Raw genomic sequence first — 24237 nt, 5'->3', positions numbered from 1 at the left:
GCAGTACGGCATAAGTCATTTGCCGGAAGATGTCTGCCGAGGGCTTTTCCGAGAAGAGGCGGAGATAGAACCGGTCTTGTGTCCCGATGGGAATCGGAGGGGTGGACAGACTGTGGGAGGAGGCGAGTAGGGTGGTGTCGCCGAAGCGGTTGACGGTATTTCCTGAGCCGTCTTGCAGGAGAATACATCTGTTCAGTCCTGCATGTTCCGGATGTCTTTCCTGTAGCAGACTGTCTATTGCGGGCAGGACTGGAAGCATACCCCGTTTCAGTAAAGCGTCCTGTTGCAGTTGTCCTATCAGTTCCGCCATGCTTCCGGCTACGTTCTTTGCTTTCAGTCGTTTGTAGTCCAGTGTATCTCCTTTGTGTGCCGCTGCTTCTTCCGGAGTCATGTCGGCTTTGCTTTTTACGTAGAAACGGGGACGTTCGGGGTAGGCGAAAGAAGCGTTGCGGATACCGGCTTCATCCATAATGGCTTCTTCAAAGCCTTGTTGCAGCGTGATTTGCCACTTCTCCAAATGTACCTTATACATTTCCCAAGTCCAAAAAAGCTGGGCTGTCAGGATGATCAATATGGCGATTGTAGTAAAGATTGCGCTTTTTTTCATGCATTCATGGATTTTTTCATTAGATGTCTTGTTGAATAATGCGAATGTAGCAGAAATGTGCTTATAGAATACGATAACGGGTAGGAATATATCGTTTTTTAACATATATACTTTATTAATAGTTTCTGCTTGTCTCTTGTGATGAATCAGGTGAAAGATGCTTGTGAATCTTGCTTATCGGCAGTTAAGGGGGGGAGTTCTCTTTCCGTTTAGCTCCTTTAACTCGGAATCGTATGAATCAACATGAAGGATGGTGAAGTTTCACGGGAACGGATTGAATGTGAGTGCGTTGCGTTGAAAGCAAGATATGGGCTGGTCGGGTGTCGGCGTAGAGACGCTTACGGTGTATCTCCGTGTGGAGTTTCACGCCTTCACCCCATCTTTCACCAAAACCATTTCATTGACAGCTGTTTAGGGGCTGTGAAACCGTGAAGGAGAAGGAGTACATCAAACAGACTTTTACCACAGATTATCCGAATCTGACAATCAGAGTTTCAGAAACAATCTGTGTGAATCCGAGTAATCTGTGGTGAGTTCTGATGCGTCCCCGTTTCCCCAGCCCAAGCCACCCGTTCAAGCTGGGAAAAGCAATGCTTTAAGCCGGACAAAGCATCGGTTTAAGCCGGACAAACGGTTGCTTTGCCCAGCCTGAACAACTACCTACATGACGACGCCAACTACCTACATTAGCCCGATAATATCCATAGTTAGTGAAATAACATTCCTAGTTAGCCTACACAAGATGGTATCTTGTGCACCCAAAGCGTGCTTGTTATCAGAGGGAACAAGCATGCTTCTCTTCATTATCTGACGCCGTGCTTCGTCAGGTTCTCATGTTGTATCTTGTTTGGGTGTAAGGACGTACCCTCTTGGGAGGTCACGTTGTATCTCGTCGGGCGCGGTGGCGACCTAATCAAAACCTAATCAAAAAAGTGATTTTTGATTAGGTGAAAATTAGGTTTTAGTTAGGGATTGTATCATTGATAGTCTTTACATTTGTGATAGTATTAACATTTAAAGATAATATCATTATGAGAAAGAAATTTTTAGCCCTGCGGGCAATCGGTAACATGGTCATGTATAGCTTGGCCTTGATTTGGGTTCTTATAGATGGTGAGTGGTATTGGATAGAAGGGGTGATGTAGGGATAATATTTTGTGTCATTAAAGTTTTATGTTGGATTAATAAATGAATTAAAATGAAAATATTAAATTTATTAATTGTAGTTTCTCTGTCTTTAATACAATTTTCTTGCCAGAATAATTCTTATAATGAATTGGCTGAGGACATTGAAAAAGCTCCATTGGTTGAAGTGGAAGAGGTGTGTTTGCAAGATTCAACCTCTTTTTTTCGGTTACAAAAATTTCTGGCAGATAATGATTTGAAGACAAAATCCTTATCGGAACTCTCCTTTGATATGGAATCAACAAAGGAGTTTCACATTAAAGGGACTGATATAAATTTCTACCTTGTTCCAGAAAATAGTTATGATATTTCGAAGTCAATGAATTATTCTTCCTGCTATATTGTTCAAGAAAAGCAGATTGTAGGCTTTTTAATTAAAGAGAATTTTGCGGAAAATGGAATAAAGGAAATAACGTATTATGATTTAAATCATAACCCTATAATACAGATAATAATGAACAATGAGAAAAAGAAGATTCAAACGAAGAGTTTTAGTATGCAGAAAAGAATTGTTACAAGATCTGAGTCATTTTCTGATAAAGGAGATTGTGTTGCAAAATGTATAGATTCTGTGTATACAGATAATGGATGGATGAGTGTGATTCTTTTTTGTGCAACAGCTTATTGTCCTAGTATTGTTGCTGGTGTTGCATTATGGTGCCTTGAGACATGTAATGAAATAATGGGGTAATATGAAAAACTTGCTATTACATTATGTAATCCTGTTGTTACCGTTTGGAATTTTACTATTATTGTTTGATTTCATTTCTTCTTATGTTTTTATTTTGTGTCTCTTTTTGTGGGCATTTGTTTATGTTCCTTTATTAAATGGTCGAAGATTATACAAAAAGGGAGTGATAAATAAAATGAAATGGATTCCATTTTTATACCTACGTCCAAAATGGTTTATAGAAGTTTATTTTAGACGTTAGATAATGTTTTCCCAATTTAAATACAGGTTTTATTAATAGCTTTAATTTGATTTGGAAATATACCCCTTTTACAAATCGGTTTTGTTTAGACTATGTAGAACCTGTTTTGTACTATTGTAATAATGGGTCGTATGAAAGGTATAAAGATTGTAATAATTATATTTTTGTTTCCTGGTTTATCCGGATGTCAGCATCGATTGGTACCTGTCTTGAAAGAATATATGGGGAAAGAGGTGCCGATACTGCAATGTCTTGATACATCAATATATGATAAATATAAGGTTGATTCTTTAGATTTTTATTTAATGGTTCATTGGGTTGATTCTACAAACTGTACTAAATGTCAATTACGTTTGGATTCTTGGATGTACCTATTAACGGATATGAATAAGTTATCAAGAAAAAAGGTAAAACTTCTATTCTTGACTTCTTTATATAATTTAGATAAGGTTAAAAAAGAAATAGTGCATACACCATTTTTCGTGGAAAAAATTGATTCTTCTCTTTTTACGAAGATTGGAGGAATGCTGGAGTATAGGGAACTGAATACTTTTCTCATAGATGAAAGACAAATTATAAGAATGATTGGAAATCCGATTAGAAGTCAAGCGATGAGAGATAATTATTTCCGTGTTATATTGGATCAATAAATATTGTATAAATGAGATATGTTTATATATGACTCTTCTGTCTTTTTCCAAGGTGGGAAAACTTTCGTTATGTGTTTTCTTGTGTATCCTTGCCGAAAATTTTTGGCAACAGCATGGACTATAGCAGTGGGAGAACCCACCCCTACGGGGGAAATCGTGGCATCTGTTTTAACAGTACTTTATGCTGGGGTTTGGTTGTATGAGGTTATTGTTTGTAGAGATACAGATGAGGAAGATTATTGTTATGAACGTTTTGAGGATTGTGTTTCGCCAATTCCAGATGGTTGTTCTCAATGTCTGCAATATTGTTTAGTAAATGGATATTGGCCCAGTTATTCAACCCATCAATGTTCTTAATCTTTAATCAATAGTTTGTCAAGGTCTCCTATTGTCTAAAAAGGAAACCTTAGTATTTAATATTATCAATTATGGAAGGTGTCAGAATAAGCAAAGATACGCATAGCTTGTATATTCCTACGGAAAATGAGTATTTCTTCCTTCATGTCTTTTGGTCAAAAGAAAGGCAAGGGCTTACTGCATATACTTGTGATAGGACCCAAGGCAAGAAGCGGATTTGGTTGAAAGGTCAAGACTTTCCTTTGGACGGAAAGTTGGAAATAAATGTTTGTGAAGTGACGAAGGAGTCGGTTCCCTTGGAGGTGATGGAGCATAAACTCCCCGTCAGACGTACGAAGTTGGAGATGTTTCACGAATTGGAAAAAGATTTGAAGGAGAAAGGGTTGTTATGAAAGGATTGAAAATCATGTTGAACGATACGATAACCTATGCGGGGATAGCGGATGGACTGGTGTCTGTCATTTTGACGAACAAGGAAGGGCCTTTGACTTTGTCGATAGGCGGTATGGAAGCTGATAGTCGGACTCATCATGTTTGGATGAACAAGGAGATTTGTCAAGGAGACCGGATAAGCATTAGTGGTATAGAGATGGATGAATGTCTGCTTTCTCCCTCGGAACTGAAGGTGTATCCTTTGTCTGATGAGGAGTTGCTGAAATGTTATGATCGGTTGAAGCAGGAGTTGGAAGACGAAGGCGTTTTGTAATTACTATTTATTATAAGGCAACAATGTTACGAGGAAAATATAAGTTAATCTGTTTTTTTGTTGCCGCCGTTTTGTTGGATATGGCGGTGGCTGTCTTTCGTATGTTCTCCATTTCATTGTGGTTATGGATCGTACCTGCCCTTTATTTTGTTCTGACAGCTTGGGCATTGGCTCGTGTGAAGACAATCAAGCCGTTGCATCTGTTTCTCACCATTCTTCTCGGATTGAATCTGATGAACTTGTGTATCCGGATTGTAGACTTTGAAGAAACATTGATTACCATCTGGTGTCCGGTTATGGGGAGCCTGGGAGCCTTGACTGCTTATCTTTATGTAAAGTTTGGGTTGAAAGTATGGCCGGTTTTGGGTATGAGCGCTTTTGTCTGGATATATGCTGCGTCGGCAGGGCAAGACCGTTGGGCGGAATATTTGTCTTTTGGCAGGTATCCGGTTAAGGCGGGCATTTCGGATGATGCCATTTATTCTACGGCTCAGGACAGTATATTTATAAAGGATTTGGAATACCGATACGTGGTGTTGGAGTTTTGGAGTTCTTCTTGCGGGGTATGTTTTAAGAAATTCCCCATGCTGCAACAGCTGCATGACCATTACCGGAGCCGGAATGATGTGTTGGTGGCAAGTGTCTTTGTGCGCTACCGGAGTAACGAAGCATTGGAAACGGGGAAAGATATCATACGGAAGGAAGGGTATACTTTCCCTGTCTATGCCGTCCACCGGAATTCTTCTCTGATGTCGCATGCCGACATCAGGGGATTTCCTACTGTTCTGATATTGGACCGAAACAAAACGGTGATTTTCAAAGGCAGCCCTGACAGGGCTGTGGAAAAGATGAAGGCATTGGAATAAATGTTGATTTTAGGCTTATGATGCGCTGGCTCCTCTTTTTCCTCACGGCGGCGGGAACGCTGTTCTTCAATTCCTCCCGGTTCGTAGACCCTTGGCTGGTTCCCAAATGGGGGATACTGGTGACGGGTATGGTCGTTTGGGGACTGGTGACGGCTGTCCACTGGGTGTATCCTTTCGACCGGTGTCCCGTCCGGTTCCGCTCGTGGGTGGAAGGCGGGCTGGTGGCGTTGGTCGGAGTGGAGGCGTGCTACGGCCTCTTCCGGGCGTTTGCGCCGGGAGGCGGCGGGGTAGCCTCCCTGACAGGCACGCTGGACAATGCCACCGGCTTTGCGGCCTGCCTCTGTGTGGGGTTCCCATTCTGCCTTCGCCTGATGGGCGGGACGGGTTGGCGGCGCTATGCGGGAGTGGCGGCGGCCACGGTGGTGCTTGTGGCTGTGGCGCTTTCGGCTTCCCGGGCGGGTATCCTTAGCCTGCTGGCCGTGTCGGCGGTATGGGCGTGGAAGCGGTTGCGCTTTTCTCCGCGGGTCAAGGGGACGACCCTGGCGGTACTCCTCCTCTTGCTGGCCGGGTTGCTCTATGGGGTGAAGAAAGATTCGGCGGACGGGCGGCTGCTCATCTGGCGTTGCTCGCTGGAGATGATGAAGGACCGCCTGTTGCAGGGCTGGGGCCTCGGCGGTTTCGAGGCGCATTACATGGACTATCAGGCCGCCTACTTCGAGCGGCATCCCGGCAGCCGCTATGCGCCTTTGGCGGATACGGTGCAATATCCTTTCAGTGAATACTTGAATATCGGTGTCGCGTTCGGAGTGGTGGGCTGGCTGGCCGTCGTTGCCTGGCTTGTCTGCCTGGGGCGCGCTTATGTGCGGTGGCCCACAGTGGAGAAGGAGTCCGGTTTGCTGGTCTGGCTGGCGGTGGTTGTCTTTGCCGCCTTCTCCTATCCGCTGATGTAACCGTTTGTCTGGCTGATGCTGGCCTATGCCTCCGTCCGGTTGCTGGAAGATGTCGGGACGGCCCGTCCCCTCCTCCTCCAGGCTGGGGCGGTGTGCTTGCTGGCCACCTGTGGCTGGGTGGGAAGCCGGACCTACCGCCGCATGAAGGCCGAGCTGGTGTGGGCGGAGGCGGTCGCCGCCTCGTCATTGGGGCAGGCAGACCGGGCGATGGAAAAGTACCGGCGTGCGTATTCCGTACTTTGGGCAGACCGCTACTTCCTGTACAACTATGCGGCGGAACTGCACCGCCACGGGCAGCAGGACGAAGCGCTCCGGGTGGCCGGTGCATGCCGCCGCCGTTGGGCGGACTATGACCTGGAACTGCTGTTGGCCGAGCTGTACGAGCAGCGGGGCGAGGATGTCCGGGCGGAGGCGCACTACCGGCGAGCCTCCCTCATGTGTCCCAACCGTTTTGTCCCTCTGCACCGCCTGGTGCTCTTGCTGGACAGAACCGGGCGGGCGGATGAGGCTGTGCGGCTGGCCCGGCAACTTGTGGAAAAACCGGTGAAAGTCCCTTCGTTCCAAGTGGATTGGATTAAGAAGGAGATGAATAATTATATAGTCAAGCAATGTGAGTGATTATTGATTGTCGAACTTAAAGTTGAGTGTAATGGAACCACCAGAAAATAATTTATGAATTCTATTTTGAATCAATAGGATTTATTGATTTAAACCAAATGTTGATTATTGACATTGTGCTTGATATGAATTGTTTAATTAAAATGTGTTTGTTATGAGATTGAATTTTGTAGTATTATTATTTACCTTGTTTACATGTTTACTTTATAGTTGCAATAATGATGAATTAGAGATTGAAAAAGAGTATACTTTTTCTAATCGTTTTTCTGAAATTAATGATTTTAAAGAAAGTAATTTGTTTACAGAAGAATACAGAAAAACTTTTGGAGCATTGATTTCTAGAATTGATGAAATTAATTTAAAGAAAAATGAGGCTGACATACTTTCTCTTGTAACCAATTATCAGAGAGTATTAACTTCTACTCCTACTGATTCGGCTGACGCTAATAAAGAATTGATTCGGATTTTTAATTCAATTTATTCTGTTGGTGAACAGAAAGAGTTGAATACATTATTTGATCAAATGAAAAGATTGGAAAGAGGGTTGATTGATGATGGAAAAGTTTTGTCATTTGATGCTCATGAACAAAATCTTTTTATGGGTAGTTTGGCTTTGGAATTTCCAAGAGTGAAAAAAGGATTGAAAATGGCCGGAAATAAAATGGTACGAACGCGGTCAGAAATTGATGTCTCTGATTGTATTAATGCCTGTGAGGATTCTTATTATTGGGAATTAATGAGTATAGCAGTAGATATTTTTTGCTATGGTATAGGTGCCATATATACTGCATGTCAAAGTTTGGGAAGTTTGACAATTCCTGCTTTGATAGCACTAATTGTTGGAGTGTCACAATCATCGATAGATATTGATATTGCTACTGCTCAGTATAATCTGTGCGTAAAAGAATGTAATGGACGATGATGTATGTAGAGTCGTTTTTCCATGAATATGGAATTTGTATCTTCTTGATATTATTAGCCCTATATAACATAAAGAATATTATAAAGGGAAAAAATCGAAAAGAGAAAGCCATACATGTAATTATATCATTTACATTGGTTTTGGTGGCTATTGGATTTGTATATATCCATTTACTGATTGACAGATATAAAAAAGGTCTATAATTCGTTTTTGGAATAATGAAGAAGTGGATTCTTATCTTCTCGGTTATCCTGCTGGCGTGCGGAGCGGCGGTGTATGTCAGCCTGCCGCCTCTTCCGCCCGAAGCGGAGGGCAACCGCCGGAACCTGTGGGCGGTGCTGTTGCACTACCGTTGGGTGGACCGCGACCGCCAGAAGCTGGAAGCGGCCCGCTTTCTGATAGACAACATGCCCTATCATCGGGGAAAGGGGCGGCTGGTGCACGTGCCGGAAGAGATGAAGCGGTGGAGGAGGGAGGCGGACAGCCTGTATGCCTCCGTGCGGCTTGCGGGGATGGAGGAGAAGGACTGGCAGGACAGCCTGAAAAGAATGCGGACGAAACGGCTGGCTTTGTTGAAGGATTCGGTGATGCAGGAAGCGGCGATAGACGACGGATGGTTTGACGACATCCAATGCTTGTCGTACCGCTTTCTGGTGGATCATATCGACAACGCGTTCCGGATGTGGCGGCGGTCGGTGTTTGCCCGGAACCTGACCTTCGAGGAGTTCAAGGAATATCTGCTGCCCTATCGTTCGGTGGCGGAATACGGATTCCACGTTTCGGGCAGGGAATGGCAGGAATGGTTCGGCAAATATGTACCCGTGGACGGAACGGCTGCCTTGCGGGAGGCGGTACGGGGATACAACCAGGCCGCAAACAACGTGCAGGGGCTGAACGGGAGCAACAGGCGGGAAGTACCGGCGGGGCAATATGATTTCTATGCCGGCGGCAAACTGGATTGCGTGGATATTGCCCATTATGGCTGCAACATCCTGCGGGCATGCGGTCTGCCGGTGGTTGTGGAGTTCAACATGAGTTACCTTTCCCTGCCGGGGCGGCACTACCATTGCGACGTGTGGTACGACGCGAAAGAGGAATGGCGTACGTTCAATGCGCAAAGTGCCTTGCCCGGCGACCGCGATTGGGCGTTCAGCCAGGTGACCAATGTGTACCGCATGACTTATGGGGCACGGAAGGATACACCCTACTTCCTGAAGAATCCGGGAGAGCGGGTACCCGAGCTGCTGGATGACCCTTGCATTGAGGACGTGACATCGAACTTGCGGGAGACCGTGACGCTCACCGTGCCTTGCCGGGTTCCGGCGGCCAACCGGCTGGCCTATCTGGCCACGTTCCACAAGGAGAGCGGTGGCCTGATAGCCGTGACGTGGGGTACGGAGGAGGCGGGCCGCGACTCGGTGACGTTCAGGCATGTGCTGCCGGATGTCCTTTACTTTCCGGTGTACTATGCGGCGGACGGGGTGAAGGCGGCAGGTGAACCTTTCTATGTGAAGATAAAAGACAAGCGGGCGGAAGTCCACACCCTGCCGGGAATACAGACGGGCGTACAGGAGCGGGAGACTCTCGTCCTGCGGCGCAAGTATCCCCGCAAGCCCAATATGGTGAAGGTGGCGAACGAGCTGGTAGGCGGTCGTTTCCTGGGAGCGAACCGGAAGGACTTCAGCGACGCGGTGACACTGTATGAAATCAAGGAACCGCCCTCACCCTATTTTCAGGACTATCCGTTGAAGCGGACGGGACGGTTCCGCTACTATCGTTTCCAGGCTCCGAAAGAGCGTCCGAGGGCCAATATCTCCATGCTGGAGTGGATTGCGTCTTCCGGGCGTGGGTATGCGAATGTGCTACCGGCCACACGGCCGGATATGCTGCGGCCTGCGGACACGGTTCGCCTGGCGGAGGAACAGCGTTGGGTGAAGTTGCTGGATGCACCCTGGAAGGATATGGTTTGGAAAGCGGAATATGACGGCAACAGACAGACGGCACCCGGGGCTTATCCGAACATTACACTTTGGCTGAAAGAGCCGCAAGTGGTTTCACGAGTCCGGTTCGCTCCTCTGAATGCCGATAACGGCATCCACGGAGGCGATTGGTATCGGTTGCACTACTGGGAGGAAGATGGCTGGCAATCCGTCGGGACCGTTCAGGCCGATTATGAGTATGTGGTGTTCGACAACGTACCGGCCCATAAACTGTATTGGCTGGAAAACCTGACCACGGGGCAGGAGGAGATGCCGTTTGTCATGGAGAACGGCGAACAACGGTTTCTGTATGGCGACATTATCTGAATTTTAAAATAAAGAACGATGAAGAATCTGTTTCAAAATCCGTTTAAGAACAAATGGAATATCATAGACGGGATGATGGTATTGGTTTTGTCTACATCCATGGCTGTGATCAGTTACTGGGGTGATCCGTACCATTGCTCATTCTTGCTTCTTATCATGATATACGGCTGTTACATCAGCCTGTTTGTCGCAAACAGGTTTATCCGGACAGGATGCATGGTGCTGCTTCTGCTGCTTACATTTTATTGGTATTTCAGCGGTTTTCTCCGTTCGGCATGAGATGATATAAACCGATTATGAACGATTGTTTAAACTTTTAATCTGTCGATATTATGAGTGATTATGTGGTTGTAGTACTGGTGGTACTGATTGTTTGCACCGACATATTGGCCCTTAGGCATATCATGCGGTCGGATGCGGACAGTGGCATGAAAGTGGTTTATGCGCTGATTGTCCTCTTGTTGCCTGTCATAGGATTGTCTATTTATTATGGTACACAGAATAGAGGGAATAGATAAATGGAATCTGATATGGAATACGCTGTTATCGGATTGATTATAGGGATACCTTTGATAGCATGGCTGTTGTATACGGGAGTACAAGACGTGCGGAGGTTGTATAGGGAACGGTCTTATGGGAAGACATTTCTTTATGTGTTTTTCCGTGTGGGATTGATTGCCTGTTTACTTTTGTCCATCCTGTCTTTGTTTGGAGTCAAGTTGTTGGCGGATGTCCTGAAGTAGGTCGTTAGTTGTTTTGACTTTATTGTCTGGCTGATGCCCGCTTGTCTGTGGATGGAGTTGGACGATTTTATCTCATGTTGTATATGGATAATTCTCATTTAATCCTTATTTTTGCAACTACACTGAAAAATATGACTAAAGAGAAATAGACAACATGAAGAAACAGGAGAAAATGGGATGGGCCGGCGTTTGTTTGCTGTGCCTGCTTACGTGGCTGGGTTGTAGCCCGGCCGGAGAATCGGGAAAGATGGTACGTTCGGGACAGGTGGATGTTGTGTCGCTGAACGAAGGATGGACGTTTGCCCGCTATGGGCTGCAGGCCGACGGGACGTTGCGCGAAGAGCCGGAAGGCATGTATGCGACCGGTTGGGACGATTCGTCCTGGCGGAAGTTGGATGTGCCCCATGATTTTGCCATCGAAGGGCCGTTCCGTATGGACCTGTCCGGAAACACGGGCCGCTTGCCCTATCAGGGAATCGGCTGGTACAGGAAAAGTTTTGTGCTGGATTCGACGGATGCGGACAAACGTATCTATGTGGACTTTGACGGCGTAATGGCCTACGCACAGGTGTGGCTGAACGGGCAGTACGTGGGCGGTTGGCCCTATGGATACAATTCGTTCCGGCTGGACCTGACGCCTTATGTACGTACGGGTGGCGAGAACCTGCTGGCCGTGCGTACCGATACGGAGAAATGGGAGTCGCGCTGGTATCCGGGAGCGGGTATCTACCGCAATGTCTGGCTGGTGAAGACGGGGCAGGTACAGGTGAAGCATTGGAGCGCACGCATGCGTACAGCCTGCCTGACGGAAAGCACAGCCCGGCTGGACCTGTCGCTTGAGGTGGAGAACCACCTGGACAAGGATGTGGAGGCCGTGGTGAAGGGCGAGGTATACGAACTGGACAGCACGGACTGCTTCGGCCGCAGGGTGTTGCGCCTTCCTGCACAGGAAGTCCGTCTGTCGGCCCGTTCGGCACAGGCCGTGAAGCTGGAAGATGAGCTGGATGACTACAAACGGTGGGACATCGGTTCGCCCAACCGGTATGTGGCCCGTCTGACGGTTTCGGTCGGAGGGCAGGTAACGGACCGTTACGATGTGCCTTTCGGTATCCGCGAAACGGAATTCTCCCGTCAGGGATTCTTCCTGAACGGCCGTAAGGTGGCTTTGCAGGGAGTTTGCCTGCATCACGACCTGGGTGCTTTGGGTGCCGCCTTCAACTTGAGTGCCCAGGAGCGCCAGTTGCGCATCATGCAGGAGATGGGCTGTAATGCCATCCGCACTTCGCACAATCCGCCTGCACCCGAACTGCTCGACCTGGCAGACAAGATGGGCCTGCTGGTGATGGACGAGGCTTTCGATGCTTGGGCACGCGGTAAGCGAACCTGGGACTACAACAAACTGTACAACGAGTGGCATGAAAAGGACCTGCAGGCCATGGTACGCCGTGACTGGAACCATCCGTCGGTCATTATCTGGTCCATCGGCAACGAGGTGATGGAGCAAAGGGATGTGGAAATGACCCGTCACCTGGCCGGTATCGTCAGGGAGTTGGACGACACGCGTCCCGTGACGGCAGGCTATAACAATCCGAACGGCGGGCGCGACTCGAACGCCGCCCGTGAACTGGATCTTATGGGAGTCAACTATTTCTTCGGCCAACAGGCCCGTTGGGACGAGGATGAACGCTACAAGGATATGCCTACGGTCGGTACGGAAACGTCATCCTGTGTCAGTACCCGTGGCGTCTACTTCATGGGCGACACCTTGCGGAAAAATTTCCAGATATCGTCCTACGACCTGGATTCTCCCGGATGGGGTTGTTCTCCCGACAGGCAGTTTGCCACGAATGCCCGCTTCCCGCATCTGCTGGGCGAATTCGTCTGGACCGGATTCGACTATCTGGGCGAGCCTACACCCTATAATTCGGACAACACCAACCTGCTGAACTTCCGGACGGATCCGTCGAAGCAGGAGGAGCTGAAGAAGAAACTGGAGGAACTGGCTCGTATACAGCCGCCTTCGCGCAGCAGCTATTTCGGCATTGTCGACCTGGCCGGCTTCCCCAAAGACCGCTATTACCTGTACCAGTCTCACTGGAGACCAGAGTTACCGATGGCCCATATCCTTCCCCATTGGAACTGGCCGGACCGCATCGGACAGGTTGTTCCGGTACATGTTTACACCTCGGGTACCGAGGCCGAACTCTTTGTGAACGGCAAGAGCTGGGGTCGCCGGTCGAAGAGGGAAGGACAGGACTTCCGGCTTGTGTGGGACAGCGTTGTCTACCAGCCGGGAAGCGTCCGGGTAGTGGCTTACAAAAATGGCCAGAAGTGGGCTGAGGACGAGGTGCAGACAACGGGAGAGGCACGGAAGATCCGTCTGGAGGCCGACCGCAACAGCCTGGATGCGGGCAGTCGTGAACTGGCTTTCGTGACGGTCCGCCTGACAGACGAAGAGGGCCGGACGGTACCTACCGCCTGTTGCCCGCTGAAGTTTGAGGTGGAAGGAGCCGGTGAACTGGTGGCTACCGACAACGGCGATCCCATTTCGTTCACTCCCTTCCAGAGTGCGGAGCGGGAAGCGTTCAACGGATTGGCACTGGCTATAGTCCGTGCCCGGAAGGGAGCTGCGGGTGAAATCCGTGTCCGCGTTTCGGGCGAAGGTCTGGAGCCTGCTGTGTTGCAGCTGGAGGCGCGATGACGATTTGCCGGGGGAATAGGGAAACCTTTGCCAAATAATCCGTACCTTTGCATCCGAAAGGAACGAATGATTATGAAACAAGATCCCAGACATATCCGCATCAGCGAATTCAATTATCCGCTGCCCGACGAACGTATCGCCAAGTTTCCCCTGCCTGTGCGCGACCAGTCCAAACTGCTGGTTTACCGTCACGGCGAAGTGACCGAAGACCGTTTCACTTCCCTGCCCGATTATCTGCCGGCGGGCAGCCTGATGGTGTTCAACAACACCAAGGTTATTCAGGCCCGCCTGCACTTCCGCAAGGAGACGGGAGCACTTATCGAGGTGTTCTGCCTGGAACCCATCGAGCCGAACGACTATGCGCTGAATTTCCAGCAGACGGAACATGCCGCCTGGCTTTGCATGATAGGTAACCTGAAGAAATGGAAAGAAGGCCCCCTGCGTCGCGCGATGACAGTGAAGGGACGTCCGCTGACACTGACCGCCGAACGGGGAGAATGTCGCGGTACCAGTCACTGGGTGGATTTTCGCTGGGATAACCCCGAAGTGACCTTTGCCGACATCCTTGAGGTGTTCGGTGAGTTACCTATTCCTCCTTACCTGAACCGCGAGACGCAGGAGAGCGACAAGACGACCTATCAGACGGTCTATTCCAAGATAAAGGGCTCCGTGGCTGCGCCCACTGCCGGACTGCACTTTACGCCCCGCGTGCTCGATGCCCTGCGTACGAAGGGAGTCGATTTGGAGGAACTGACACTGCACGTGGGAGCCGGTACTTTCAAGCCCGTGAAGAGCGAGGAAATCGAGGGGCACGAGATGCATACGGAATACATCTCCGTGTCGCGCGGCACGATAGACAAGCTGATAGCCCACGGCGGACAGGCCGTGGCCGTAGGCACCACGTCGGTGCGCACGCTCGAGAGTCTTTACCACATCGGTGTCACCCTGCTGAAGAATCCCGATGCGACGGAGGACGAACTACACGTCCGCCAATGGCAGCCCTACGACATGGAGGGCGAGGCCCCGACATCGGTTGCTGCTTTGACCGCAGTTCGCAACTATCTGGACCGCCACGGCATGGAGGCGTTGCACACCAGTACGCAAATCATCATTGCTCCGGGTTACGACTACCGCATTGTCAAGGCGATAGTAACCAATTTCCACCAGCCGCAAAGTACACTGCTGCTGCTCGTATCGGCCTTTGTACACGGCGACTGGCACACCATTTATGACTACGCTTTGGCCCATGACTTCCGCTTCCTGAGCTATGGCGACTCGTCGCTGCTGATACCGTAATATTCACTACTGAGGATACAAATTATGAACCAAGACAATAACCAAGAAATGTTTCCCCTCGTCGATGAAGAGGGTAATATCACCGGTGCCGCCACACGTGGCGAGTGCCATAACGGCAGCAAGCTGCTGCATCCCGTTGTCCACCTGCACGTGTTCAACTCGCGTGGTGAACTCTATCTGCAAAAGCGTCCCGAATGGAAAGACATACAGCCCGGCAAGTGGGATACGGCCGTAGGCGGCCATGTCGATTTGGGCGAGAGTGTGGAGCAAGCCCTCCGCCGCGAGGTGCGCGAGGAGCTGGGCATTACCGACTTCACGCCCCAACAGGTGACACACTACGTCTTCGAGTCGGCCCGCGAGCGTGAACTGGTCTTCACCTACAAGACGGTGTACGACGGCCCTGTCACTCCCAGTGACGAGCTGGACGACGGTCGCTTCTGGCCCCTAGAGGAAATTCGTGCCAATCTGGGCAAGGGCATCTTTACACCCAACTTCGAGGGAGAAGTGGAGAAAGTGATTTAAATGAAGAATGAAGAATGAAGAATAAGGCATAAAAAAGAATGAAGAATCACCCGAAAGGTAATTCTTCATTCTTCATTATCAGTTCTTCATTTATTTCGCCAGTTCGGCAATTACTTTCATAATCTGCTGGCCGATTTCTTCGGCTTCTTCTTGCGTGTGAGCTTCGCTATATACGCGGATAATCGGTTCCGTGTTGCTCTTGCGCAGGTGTACCCACTTTTCGGGGAAGTCAATCTTCACACCGTCGATGTCGTTGATTTCCTCGTTCTTGTAGATTTCCTTCACCTTGGCCAGAATGGCATCCACGTCAGTATCGGGCGTCAGGTCCACACGGTTTTTGGCCATGAAGTAAGCGGGATAGGTGGCACGCAGTTCGCTCACCTTCTTGCCTTCGTGTGCCAGGTGGCTCAGGAAGAGGGCGATACCTACCAATGCATCGCGTCCGTAGTGGCTGGCGGGATAGATGACGCCGCCGTTGCCTTCGCCACCGATAACGGCACCCACTTCCTTCATCTTTGTGGTGACGTTCACTTCGCCCACAGCCGATGCAAAGTATTCCTGTCCGTACTTACGGGTTACGTCGCGCAGGGCGCGGGTAGAGCTCAGGTTAGACACGGTGCTGCCCGGGGTATGCTTCAGAATATAATCTGCTACACTGACCAGTGTATATTCTTCGCCGTACATGCGTCCGTCTTCGCAGATAATGGCCAGACGGTCAACGTCGGGGTCAACTACAAAAGCTACATCGTTCTTGCCGGCCTTCATCAGGTTCATGATGTCGCCCAGGTTCTTTTCCAGCGGTTCGGGGTTGTGCTGGAAGTTGCCGGTCGGTTCACAGTAGAGCTTCTCTACATGCTTTACACCCAGTGCTTCGAACAGCTGGGGCAGGATGATGCCGCCCACGGAGTTCACGCAGTCGATGGCTACGTGGAAGTCGGCCTTGCGGATGGCCTCTACGTCAACGAGGTCGAGTGCCAATACGCTGTCAATATGCTTTTGATTGTAGGTCAAGTCCTTGCGGTAAGTGCCCAGTTTATCTACTTCGGCGTATTCGAAGGCTTCGGCTTCGGCGATGCGGAGCACTTCGTTGCCTTCTTCCTTGTTCAGGAACTCGCCTTTTTCGTTCAGCAGCTTCAGGGCGTTCCACTGTTTGGGGTTGTGCGAAGCGGTGAGGATGATACCACCACTGGCACCTTCCATCGTAACGGCCAGTTCAGTGGTCGGTGTGGAAGCCAGGTCGATGTCGACAACGTCCCATCCCATACCCATCAGGGTACCTACCACTACGTTCTTTACCATTTCGCCGGAGAGACGGGCGTCACGGCCTACTACGATCTTGTTACTTTTTACGGTACACGTTTTGCGGATGAGTGTAGCATAAGCAGATGTGAATTTCACGATGTCAAGCGGGTTGAGTCCCTCGCCTGCACTGCCGCCAATCGTTCCGCGGATTCCAGAGATAGATTTGATTAGAGTCATAGGTTGTATGTTTTAAATGTTAGTTGATTATGCAGGAATGTTATTTGTATATCTGATATTTGGTAATATCATAATAATAAGGATATACGTATTGCATGGCACTTTGATGTCCCATCTTGGAAGGTACAATCAATCGTACATGAGCTTTGTCGCGTACGTAAGGCAGGGGAACTAACCAACCTGCGGGTACAGCTGTATAGCCATATGCCATATACATCAACCCTTGTATGAAAATACCGGCAATGGAAGATGAAGAAGCTGTATACTTGAACTCATCTACCAAATAAGGAAGTGTCAGATTACTCAGAGTCGTATCTTTGTCCAATAGGCTGTATTCCATAAAACGTACCAATACCAAATCGTTGTTCTTTACAGTGTCAGCCGGATTGTCTGATCCTTTGTCTACGATTTGCATATAGACACCGCTGGACAGTTGTACAAATTCGTTTTTTTCGACGTCGGTAACCGAATCGTTGTCGAAGAATTCAGTCTGACTGATGACTTTTATTCCTTCCTTGTTAATGAAATCAGCGATGGCGTCATCTTCTTCTTCCAACATCTCCGCGTATGTCTTCGTATCATCACATGCCTGGAAACTGAAACCTACAGCCAGCAATATAAAAAAGAGTAATAAGAGTTTTTTCATTTAATATAAGTTTGTATTTTCGTACAAAAGTATCTGATTTCCTTGAATATTGAAAAATGCGGGAATAAAGTTCGTATCTTTTAACCTTTGCACTCCGTTTTTATCCTTTGGCTGTGAGCAGAGGCTTATACTTCTCCAGCGCCTGCTCGAAGACTTTTTGTGCTTCTTCCATCGTGCCGTAAAACTCACCTCCCGAGGCATTCAGATGTCCGCCTCCGCCAAAGAACTCAGCAGCCAGTTGGTTACAAGGGAATTTCCCTACCGATCGGAGGGAAATTTTGATCATAGGCTTTTCGGTATCTTCGCGCAGGAAGCATGAAAAGATAACGTTTTTAATGCTGAGCGGGATGTTGACGAACCCTTCGCTGTCACCTCGGATATAGTTGAATTGCTTCTGCTCTTTTTCGGTGAGCGATATCATGGCGGCATGGTATTCGGGATATACTTTCATTTGTGTCAGTACATGTCCCATGAGGCGTAGGCGACTTTCGGAATAGGTGTTGAATACTTTGCGGTATATGGCATCCTTGTCTATCCCCTTAGAAAGCAGTTCGCTGATAATAAAGTAGATTTCACGATTGTTGGAATTGTAGGTAAATCCACCCGTATCGGTCATCATTCCTGTATAAATACACTCTGCCCCCTGTTTGGTGATGTCACTGAAGTATCCCATGCGACAGATCAGACGAAAAACAAGTTCGGATGTAGAGGATATTTCCGGATGAGAAATGACGATTTTACAGAAGTCCTCGGGATGCAGGTGATGGTCTATCAGAATTTTGCGTGCAGGGGAATTCTTGACAGCTTCGGCCATCGCATCGATACGGCTCAAGGCGTTGAAGTCTAGACAGCAGATGACGTCTGCTTCTGCAATTAGCTTGTCGGCAAATTCTTTATAACGGTCGTATTGCAGAATATCTTTACTGCCAGGCATCCATCGCAGAAAATCGGGGAAAGCGTTAGGTACAATCACATTCGCAGTTTTATCCTGCGAGTTCAGGAAGTGCCACAATCCCAGCGAAGAGCCGATGGCATCGCCGTCGGGACCCACGTGCGACACAATCACCATCTTGTCCGCACGGTCCAGCCATTTGGCAAAATGATCGATATTCGCTTGTTCAATAACTTTCGTCAACATGTTCTTTCCGTTTTACTTCGAAGTGGCAAAAGTACAAATAAAGTTTGGAAGGACAGGCACGCCGAACGAAATATTTCCCAACTCGCCTGCGAACAACACTTGCACGGTTCAATGGCCCCGGCAGAAAGGCCTGAACCTAAGAGAAACGAAAGTAAAGAATTTGTGTATAAAAGTTAAATGCTATAGTTCCCCAAAACATTTTTCTTCCATTTCCGTTTAATGACAGTGAAAATCCGCCGGAAAGCTTCGGTCAGACACATAGAAAACGTCGAAGTCGCAAATGTACAATGAACAATTCGACTCAAACGACGTTATAGCATACAAAAGCGCAATATGCCTTCACCCCAACCGGCGAGACACATCGCGCTTTTTTCATGGCTGAAGCCGAAAAAGAACAACTGGTAAATAAATCAGGATAACAAACGTATAACAGGTATTAGAGAGAACTACAACTTACAGAGACAGGATGAAAAAGATTGTTTGGATAACATTTTTATGCAGTCTGGCCTTTATCTCCTGCCAACAGGATGAATGGGCAGATTCCTTACAGACGGAGGCGGCTACACCTACCGTCCGACTGCGGAGCGACCGCTACGAGAACGACGGTGCCCACACCCGCCAAACTACCGAAACCGATGCCCCTTACGACCGGGTAGAATTCTACGTAGTCGGTGAAGACGGCGCTATAGCCAGCGGCCTGAAGGGCATCTACAACCACCAAAACCAGGAAATAAAAATCGAAGGCCTGAAGGAAGGCGAATACGAACTGCTGATTCTTGCCATCAAAGGCAATCTGCTCGACGACGGGGCCACCATTCACCCCTTGAAGCAGAAAACCGACCAATGGATCAGCTTCCCGTCCGACCTGCAGAAACCTCTCGAAGCCGAATATTTCTATTCGAAGACCCCTTTCAGCGTCAGCCGCGAGGCCGTTGCCGGAGGTCACGAATACATCGTGCATCTGCCCGCCGAAATCGTGCAGAAGCGCATCATGGGGCGTCTCGACCTCGCCCTGCTCTACAACAACGACGATGTGCGTACTGCCGCAACGCAGAAGACACTGTCGTTTCACACCGGTACCTTTTATACTGCCTTCACCGGCGACGGAGGATATGCTGGACAAAGCAACGGGCAAACCGATCCCATCGAGTTGAACGACCAGAACACCTATTGGTTTATGCCTACCACCGCAGATGCACAGATCAATGCCGAAATCAGCCTCACTACCACCCACTATCGGGGCGGTGAGCGCCAATGCAGCTACCTGTTCGGTGTAGACGCCATAAGCCCTAACCGTATCGAACAGGTATACGCACGAATGGAGCATCCCGACGACTATCAGGGCACCATGTACATCACCCGACAGGCTTACAACGAAGGCAATCATGCTAAGATACTGCAAGACGGAGAGTCCAAAACCATCTATGCCGACCCGGCACAACGGAGATTCAACACGGCACACCCGCTGCAAATCAAGGTGAACGATGCCGGCCAGCTTCATGCTCGCTTCTATTCGCCTCGCGACCTGAAACGGGTGCTCATCAAGGCACAAGTTCCGTCCGTCAGCAACGAGTATTTCGATTTGGCCTACTTCGACTCCATACCGGCTTTTGCCGACTTCTTTCACGAAGTCGCCATCAGCAGCCGTAACGGTATGTACCGCACCGAGTCGGGCAAACTGATCGAAATCGGCAATCTGACACCTGCACAGCTCGCTGAAGCCCAATACAAGATAGAGTCCGACGACCCATATTGGGCCAAGATAAAATCCATCGTACACGGTTGGGACATCTACTTCAGCCTTTACGGAGGCGACCCCGACCTGCCAAACGGAGGCCCGGTAGGTAACTGGATGGGTATACGTCCCGTACATTGCCGTGAGGTAGTGGCCATGTTTATCAACTTCACTTACATGATCGACATGGACGAACACGAAGAAATCCTCAGAGCCAACGAAGACATTCTATATGGCAACGGTGGTGTAGACGACAAGGTGACAGCTGATCAAGTACTCTCTCAGATGCGTAGAGAACGCACCCTGCAAGTAGGATTGGTATACTCGGGCAACGGTGTTATCGGGCTAGGTGGAGGTATTATATTCGGAGCCTATCAAAACGCTTGGCTTGCACACTACAATAACACCTACGCCTGCGAAATTATGTTCCACGAGTTGGGACACGTGATGGGATACAACCACAGCAGTGCGTTCACCTACGGTCCTTGGGCACAGCAGCTGATGAACAACTTCTACGTCAACAATCTGCACAAGTTCCCTATCGACTCACCGTCGTACCTCAACAGCCGGAACAACCCGACCCTGTATCCCTGATGGCAAAGGTCTACACTGCACCATAGCCGTGTACACGTACTTATTAAAACTTAAAACAACGAACAATGAAATACAATTTTATTGCTTGCTGCCTCTTTGCGTCCCTACTGGGAGCCGGATGCACTGCCGAAACCGAATTTTCCGATACACCCGCCGCAGGACAGTTATCTGTGATTCTGCAACCTGCCGGACTACAAGGTACTGTCGCTACCACCGACGACAAACGGATGAACGACGTAAAAGCTTTCCGTTTCGATGGTGGGCAGTTGCAGGAAATTTACGGTCCGCTGGTGCCCGGCGATGACGGCCGCTGCTATCTGAATCTGGCCGACAATCGCGGAACCCTCTACTTCCTGGCCAATGCTTCGCAAGTAACAGCCTTGGAAGCACTGGTGCCCGACGCTACTACCCTCGATGACTTTCTTGCCTTCTCAGCTTCGACCAGCGATATGACGGAACACGGACTGTTGATGAGCGGTCGGGAGGAACTGGGCAGTCAGTCAGCGTCGGAACTGACCGTTGCCATGACACGCAGTGTTGCCCGCATCGACCTCGAATCGACCGACCAAGGTGTAGAAGTGCTGCAAATCAGTATCGACGGTCTGGTCGACGAAGGCTACCTCAACCCGCAGGCAACCGCCACACCTCCTCAGAATGCCGCGACCACCCGTTTCGACAAGCAGTATTGTACTCCCCTGTCCAATGCGCGCGAAACTATCTTTTACCTCTGCGAGCAGCAGGGCACTGACATACAGGTCGAAGTATTGGTGCGTTTCCGAAATGCGTTGCACAAGATGAAGGCTTCCCTACCCACCACCATCCGACGCAACACGGTCTACACCATCCATGTGTACGGACGCGGAGGTGACGTAACGATGAACATTAGCAATGGCGACTGGGAACAAGGTGATACCTCCGGTTCTGAAACCCAAATCAAAGCAAGGGTTAACATCGAAGACTCTGCCTTGCCGGCCAACGTTAAAGTAAACAGTACCTGCGACAGTGTCTTCATTCCCTATACCGAGAACAATTTCAACCTTGTTCTCGATGCCGAACTGGGAGCAACAGTCACAGTTGACGGACGCATCACCGGAGTCAGTGTACAGGCTACAGCCAGCCGTAACCTTGAACCGGTAGCTCGCCTTGCAGTAAGCAATGTTCACCGTTTGCCCGGTACCATACGCGAGTACATCTATGCCGATGTATACAAAGAGCAGATCCATAAAGGGCGCATCGTGCTTGTTTTCTTACCTAGTCCTATCCAGCTCGAAGGCAGCATTATTTTCGATGAAGACGGTATATGTAACTTTGACCGATACGTAGACGGAGAACTGGGACGTCTCACTCTGCCCGATGGTAAAATAGCTACAGTAGAAACGGACAACGGACAGACACCGTGGATAAAACTGGCCGAGAATGCCGGCAGTTATCGCATACTGGGCGGATGGAAACCCAATGATCCCGAAGCCGACGGACGCATGCAGGAAGCTCGCCTGGTCATTACCGACAGCGACGGAAGTAACCGCGAGGTTTATCCCATACGGCGCAGAAACTGGGGACTCCCCGTTGTCAACATCGGCGGAACCTGGTGGTGTAAATACAATTTGCGGGGCAACGTCAAGAGTTTCGACGATCAGATCAGCATAGCCGACGACCAGGCAGCAGGAACCGGCGTATTGGACCGCTTGACCACCTGCAGTGATGATGAACTGCTATCCCTAATGGGTGGACAATATCAGGGAGGCAATCCTGATGAACTGTCACTGAGCCACAACGGAACAGCATTCTATCATGAAGGGATGAAAGGCTCCGCACAAAATTGGGGGCAAATACCTGCCACGCAAATGGCACCCGATGGCTATCAGTTGCCGACATTCGACGATTATGCTTTCTTCGTGTGGGGCACCAACTGCAATATCGGAGGTGTAGGTACACGAACCCACCAGAACACTCAGGGACAAACCATTACCGTGAACATTGTAGAACGTGAGGCCCGATTTTTGGAAGTGTCTTATGGCACCATAGCTTTTTACGACTTCGAGTATGAAGGTAATCACTGGACATTGTACGGACTTGGACATCAATGGAATACCACTGACGGAAACATCGCACAGATGTCCATCATTATGGCCATTACCGGAAACACGTCGAACAGTTGGTATATGGAAGGCTATGCCCAAGCCAGCCGTCCGGGACAGAACTGGTTCAAATTTACAGCACAAAACTCTATCAAAACCCGTACAGTACGCTGTATTAAGAGTCCGGTAGAATACATATACAACTAATATAATGATAGGTTCAGCTTACAACTGACATCATGTAGTTTATACTTTTATATTAACTTAAACTAAACAGACGATTATGGATTTGAAGTTTATGAAGGCTATGACCTTTGCAGTATGCACCACATTTGTGATAACGTCTTGTACGAACGATGCAGAAGAGAATCTGCCGTCCGGCAACCCGGGTACTACAATCATCAATGCCCGACTGGCCGCCTACGAAAGCCTGATTCAGGCTGCTGATGGCGAAAATGACATAACCGATGTAAAAGCTTTCCTGTTCAGAAACGGAAAAATGGCAAAAATCTACGAACTGGGAGCTCCTGAATCTGAAAGTTACAACCTGCAGATAGACAACCGTTCGGGCAACCTTTACCTGCTGGCCTACACGGGCGGAACCATCCCCACCGAAGGTCTGGAAGAAACTGAACTGGATGAAACTAACTGGAAGCAAAGCATCATCAACATGCCTGCCCAAACAGAACACTTCTTCACCGGAATGCTGGCTTTGGAAAGTACCGAAAACCAGACAAATACAGCTTTGGTATCGCTGAAGCGCGGAATGGCACGTTTCGACCTGGCTGTAGAATCGATCGAGGAAGTATCGGTAAAGAATGTCACTGTACGCAATCTGGCCAATTCGGCTTACCTGTTCCCGCAAGAAAGCATCCAGTCGCCGTCCAACGCCAATCGCAAGGATACAACCGTGGTATTTCAGCAACCCATTACTGACGGCAAATTAGGAATGCTCTATGTATACGAGCAGGAGAACCAAAGTATAGAAATCAGTGCGACAGTCGTTATCGGCGGTAAAGAGGAAATACTTACTAAAGCCGTCGATGGGCCGCTGAAGAGAAATACCGTCTACACTATTACCGTACGTCAGGATCGCCTCGACATCAAGCTGAACGTATCGTACGACGAATGGGAAGAAGGTACGAACACCGACTTGACGCCTTACAGACGGTGACGCTAAATGCCAGTTGTAAGTTTTTGAGTTTA

21 protein-coding genes are annotated in these 24237 nt (G+C 49.0%); 17 read left to right on the top strand and 4 right to left on the bottom strand.

From position 1 onward, the window contains the following. A partial coding sequence (locus HF894_RS10025) for a hypothetical protein (RefSeq protein WP_204970378.1) occupies window positions 1-607 on the bottom strand: 607 nt, incomplete at its 3' end. A 1198-nt stretch (window positions 608-1805) separates the two neighbouring features. On the opposite strand from HF894_RS10025, the gene HF894_RS10020 reads away from it, so the two are divergent. The 14 genes from HF894_RS10020 (at window position 1806) to HF894_RS09955 (ending at window position 15361) form a co-directional block, all read left to right on the top strand. Continuing rightward, window positions 1806-2483 carry a hypothetical protein gene (locus HF894_RS10020; protein WP_075318507.1) on the top strand — a complete coding sequence of 226 codons (678 nt, stop codon included), beginning with the start codon at window positions 1806-1808 and terminating at the stop codon, window positions 2481-2483. A 372-nt stretch (window positions 2484-2855) separates the two neighbouring features. After that, a complete protein-coding gene (locus HF894_RS10015; protein ID WP_075318509.1) occupies window positions 2856-3374 on the top strand; it encodes a hypothetical protein in 519 nt (172 codons plus the stop codon). Between the two features lie 578 nt (window positions 3375-3952). After that, window positions 3953-4123 (top strand): hypothetical protein, encoded by a 171-nt coding sequence (locus tag HF894_RS10010; protein ID WP_159436263.1) that lies wholly within the window; start codon window positions 3953-3955, stop codon window positions 4121-4123. Beyond that, window positions 4120-4437 carry a hypothetical protein gene (locus tag HF894_RS10005; RefSeq protein WP_075318511.1) on the top strand — a complete coding sequence of 106 codons (318 nt, stop codon included), beginning with the start codon at window positions 4120-4122 and terminating at the stop codon, window positions 4435-4437. The genes HF894_RS10010 and HF894_RS10005 overlap by 4 nt, the downstream gene beginning before the upstream one ends. Window positions 4438-4460: 23 nt before the next feature. Then, window positions 4461-5303, top strand: coding sequence for a TlpA family protein disulfide reductase (locus HF894_RS10000; protein WP_204972083.1), 843 nt, complete (start codon window positions 4461-4463; stop codon window positions 5301-5303). 17 nt (window positions 5304-5320) lie between these two features. Then, window positions 5321-6253, top strand: coding sequence for an O-antigen ligase family protein (locus HF894_RS09995; RefSeq protein ID WP_204972082.1), 933 nt, complete (start codon window positions 5321-5323; stop codon window positions 6251-6253). A gap of 15 nt (window positions 6254-6268) precedes the next feature. Continuing rightward, entirely contained in the window at window positions 6269-6871 is a 603-nt protein-coding gene (locus HF894_RS09990; RefSeq protein WP_204972081.1) for a hypothetical protein, read from the top strand. Between the two features lie 154 nt (window positions 6872-7025). Further along, window positions 7026-7793 (top strand): hypothetical protein, encoded by a 768-nt coding sequence (locus tag HF894_RS09985; protein ID WP_075318514.1) that lies wholly within the window; start codon window positions 7026-7028, stop codon window positions 7791-7793. 218 nt (window positions 7794-8011) lie between these two features. After that, entirely contained in the window at window positions 8012-10099 is a 2088-nt protein-coding gene (locus HF894_RS09980; protein ID WP_075318516.1) for a hypothetical protein, read from the top strand. 18 nt (window positions 10100-10117) lie between these two features. Further along, complete coding sequence (locus HF894_RS09975; RefSeq protein WP_075318517.1) at window positions 10118-10378, top strand: hypothetical protein; 261 nt, start codon at window positions 10118-10120, stop codon at window positions 10376-10378. A gap of 53 nt (window positions 10379-10431) precedes the next feature. Next, the gene (locus HF894_RS09970) at window positions 10432-10617 is read left to right on the top strand and encodes a PLD nuclease N-terminal domain-containing protein (protein ID WP_075318518.1); all 186 of its coding nucleotides are present in this window, start codon (window positions 10432-10434) and stop codon (window positions 10615-10617) included. Between the two features lie 379 nt (window positions 10618-10996). Beyond that, a complete protein-coding gene (gene galB, locus HF894_RS09965) occupies window positions 10997-13543 on the top strand; it encodes a beta-galactosidase GalB (RefSeq protein ID WP_246593209.1) in 2547 nt (848 codons plus the stop codon). Between the two features lie 72 nt (window positions 13544-13615). After that, window positions 13616-14839, top strand: coding sequence for an S-adenosylmethionine:tRNA ribosyltransferase-isomerase (locus HF894_RS09960; protein WP_204972080.1), 1224 nt, complete (start codon window positions 13616-13618; stop codon window positions 14837-14839). A 24-nt stretch (window positions 14840-14863) separates the two neighbouring features. Beyond that, the gene (locus tag HF894_RS09955; protein WP_204972079.1) at window positions 14864-15361 is read left to right on the top strand and encodes an NUDIX hydrolase; all 498 of its coding nucleotides are present in this window, start codon (window positions 14864-14866) and stop codon (window positions 15359-15361) included. 90 nt (window positions 15362-15451) lie between these two features. Here the strand turns inward: HF894_RS09955 and glmM are convergent, their stop codons facing one another. The 3 genes from glmM to HF894_RS09940 all read right to left on the bottom strand — a co-directional run bounded on the left by glmM (window position 15452) and on the right by HF894_RS09940 (window position 18624). Next, window positions 15452-16840, bottom strand: coding sequence for a phosphoglucosamine mutase (gene glmM / locus HF894_RS09950; protein WP_021847824.1), 1389 nt, complete (start codon window positions 16838-16840; stop codon window positions 15452-15454). A gap of 40 nt (window positions 16841-16880) precedes the next feature. Then, the gene (locus HF894_RS09945; RefSeq protein WP_021847823.1) at window positions 16881-17486 is read right to left on the bottom strand and encodes a DUF4827 domain-containing protein; all 606 of its coding nucleotides are present in this window, start codon (window positions 17484-17486) and stop codon (window positions 16881-16883) included. Between the two features lie 100 nt (window positions 17487-17586). Then, window positions 17587-18624 carry a DHH family phosphoesterase gene (locus HF894_RS09940; RefSeq protein ID WP_021847822.1) on the bottom strand — a complete coding sequence of 346 codons (1038 nt, stop codon included), beginning with the start codon at window positions 18622-18624 and terminating at the stop codon, window positions 17587-17589. A gap of 466 nt (window positions 18625-19090) precedes the next feature. Between HF894_RS09940 and HF894_RS09935 the strand changes: the two genes are divergently transcribed. From HF894_RS09935 to HF894_RS09925, 3 genes are all read left to right on the top strand, one after another. Then, entirely contained in the window at window positions 19091-20953 is a 1863-nt protein-coding gene (locus HF894_RS09935) for a hypothetical protein (RefSeq protein WP_204972078.1), read from the top strand. Window positions 20954-21018: 65 nt separating this feature from the next. Next, entirely contained in the window at window positions 21019-23238 is a 2220-nt protein-coding gene (locus tag HF894_RS09930) for a hypothetical protein (RefSeq protein WP_204972077.1), read from the top strand. A gap of 76 nt (window positions 23239-23314) precedes the next feature. Further along, window positions 23315-24205 (top strand): hypothetical protein, encoded by an 891-nt coding sequence (locus tag HF894_RS09925; protein ID WP_204972076.1) that lies wholly within the window; start codon window positions 23315-23317, stop codon window positions 24203-24205. Window positions 24206-24237: the final 32 nt, after the last annotated feature.

This window comes from Caecibacteroides pullorum, assembly GCF_019239235.1.
GTDB classification, from domain to species: Bacteria; Bacteroidota; Bacteroidia; order Bacteroidales; family Bacteroidaceae; genus Bacteroides; species Bacteroides pullorum.
This window is presented reverse-complemented; position numbering and strand designations above follow the sequence as displayed.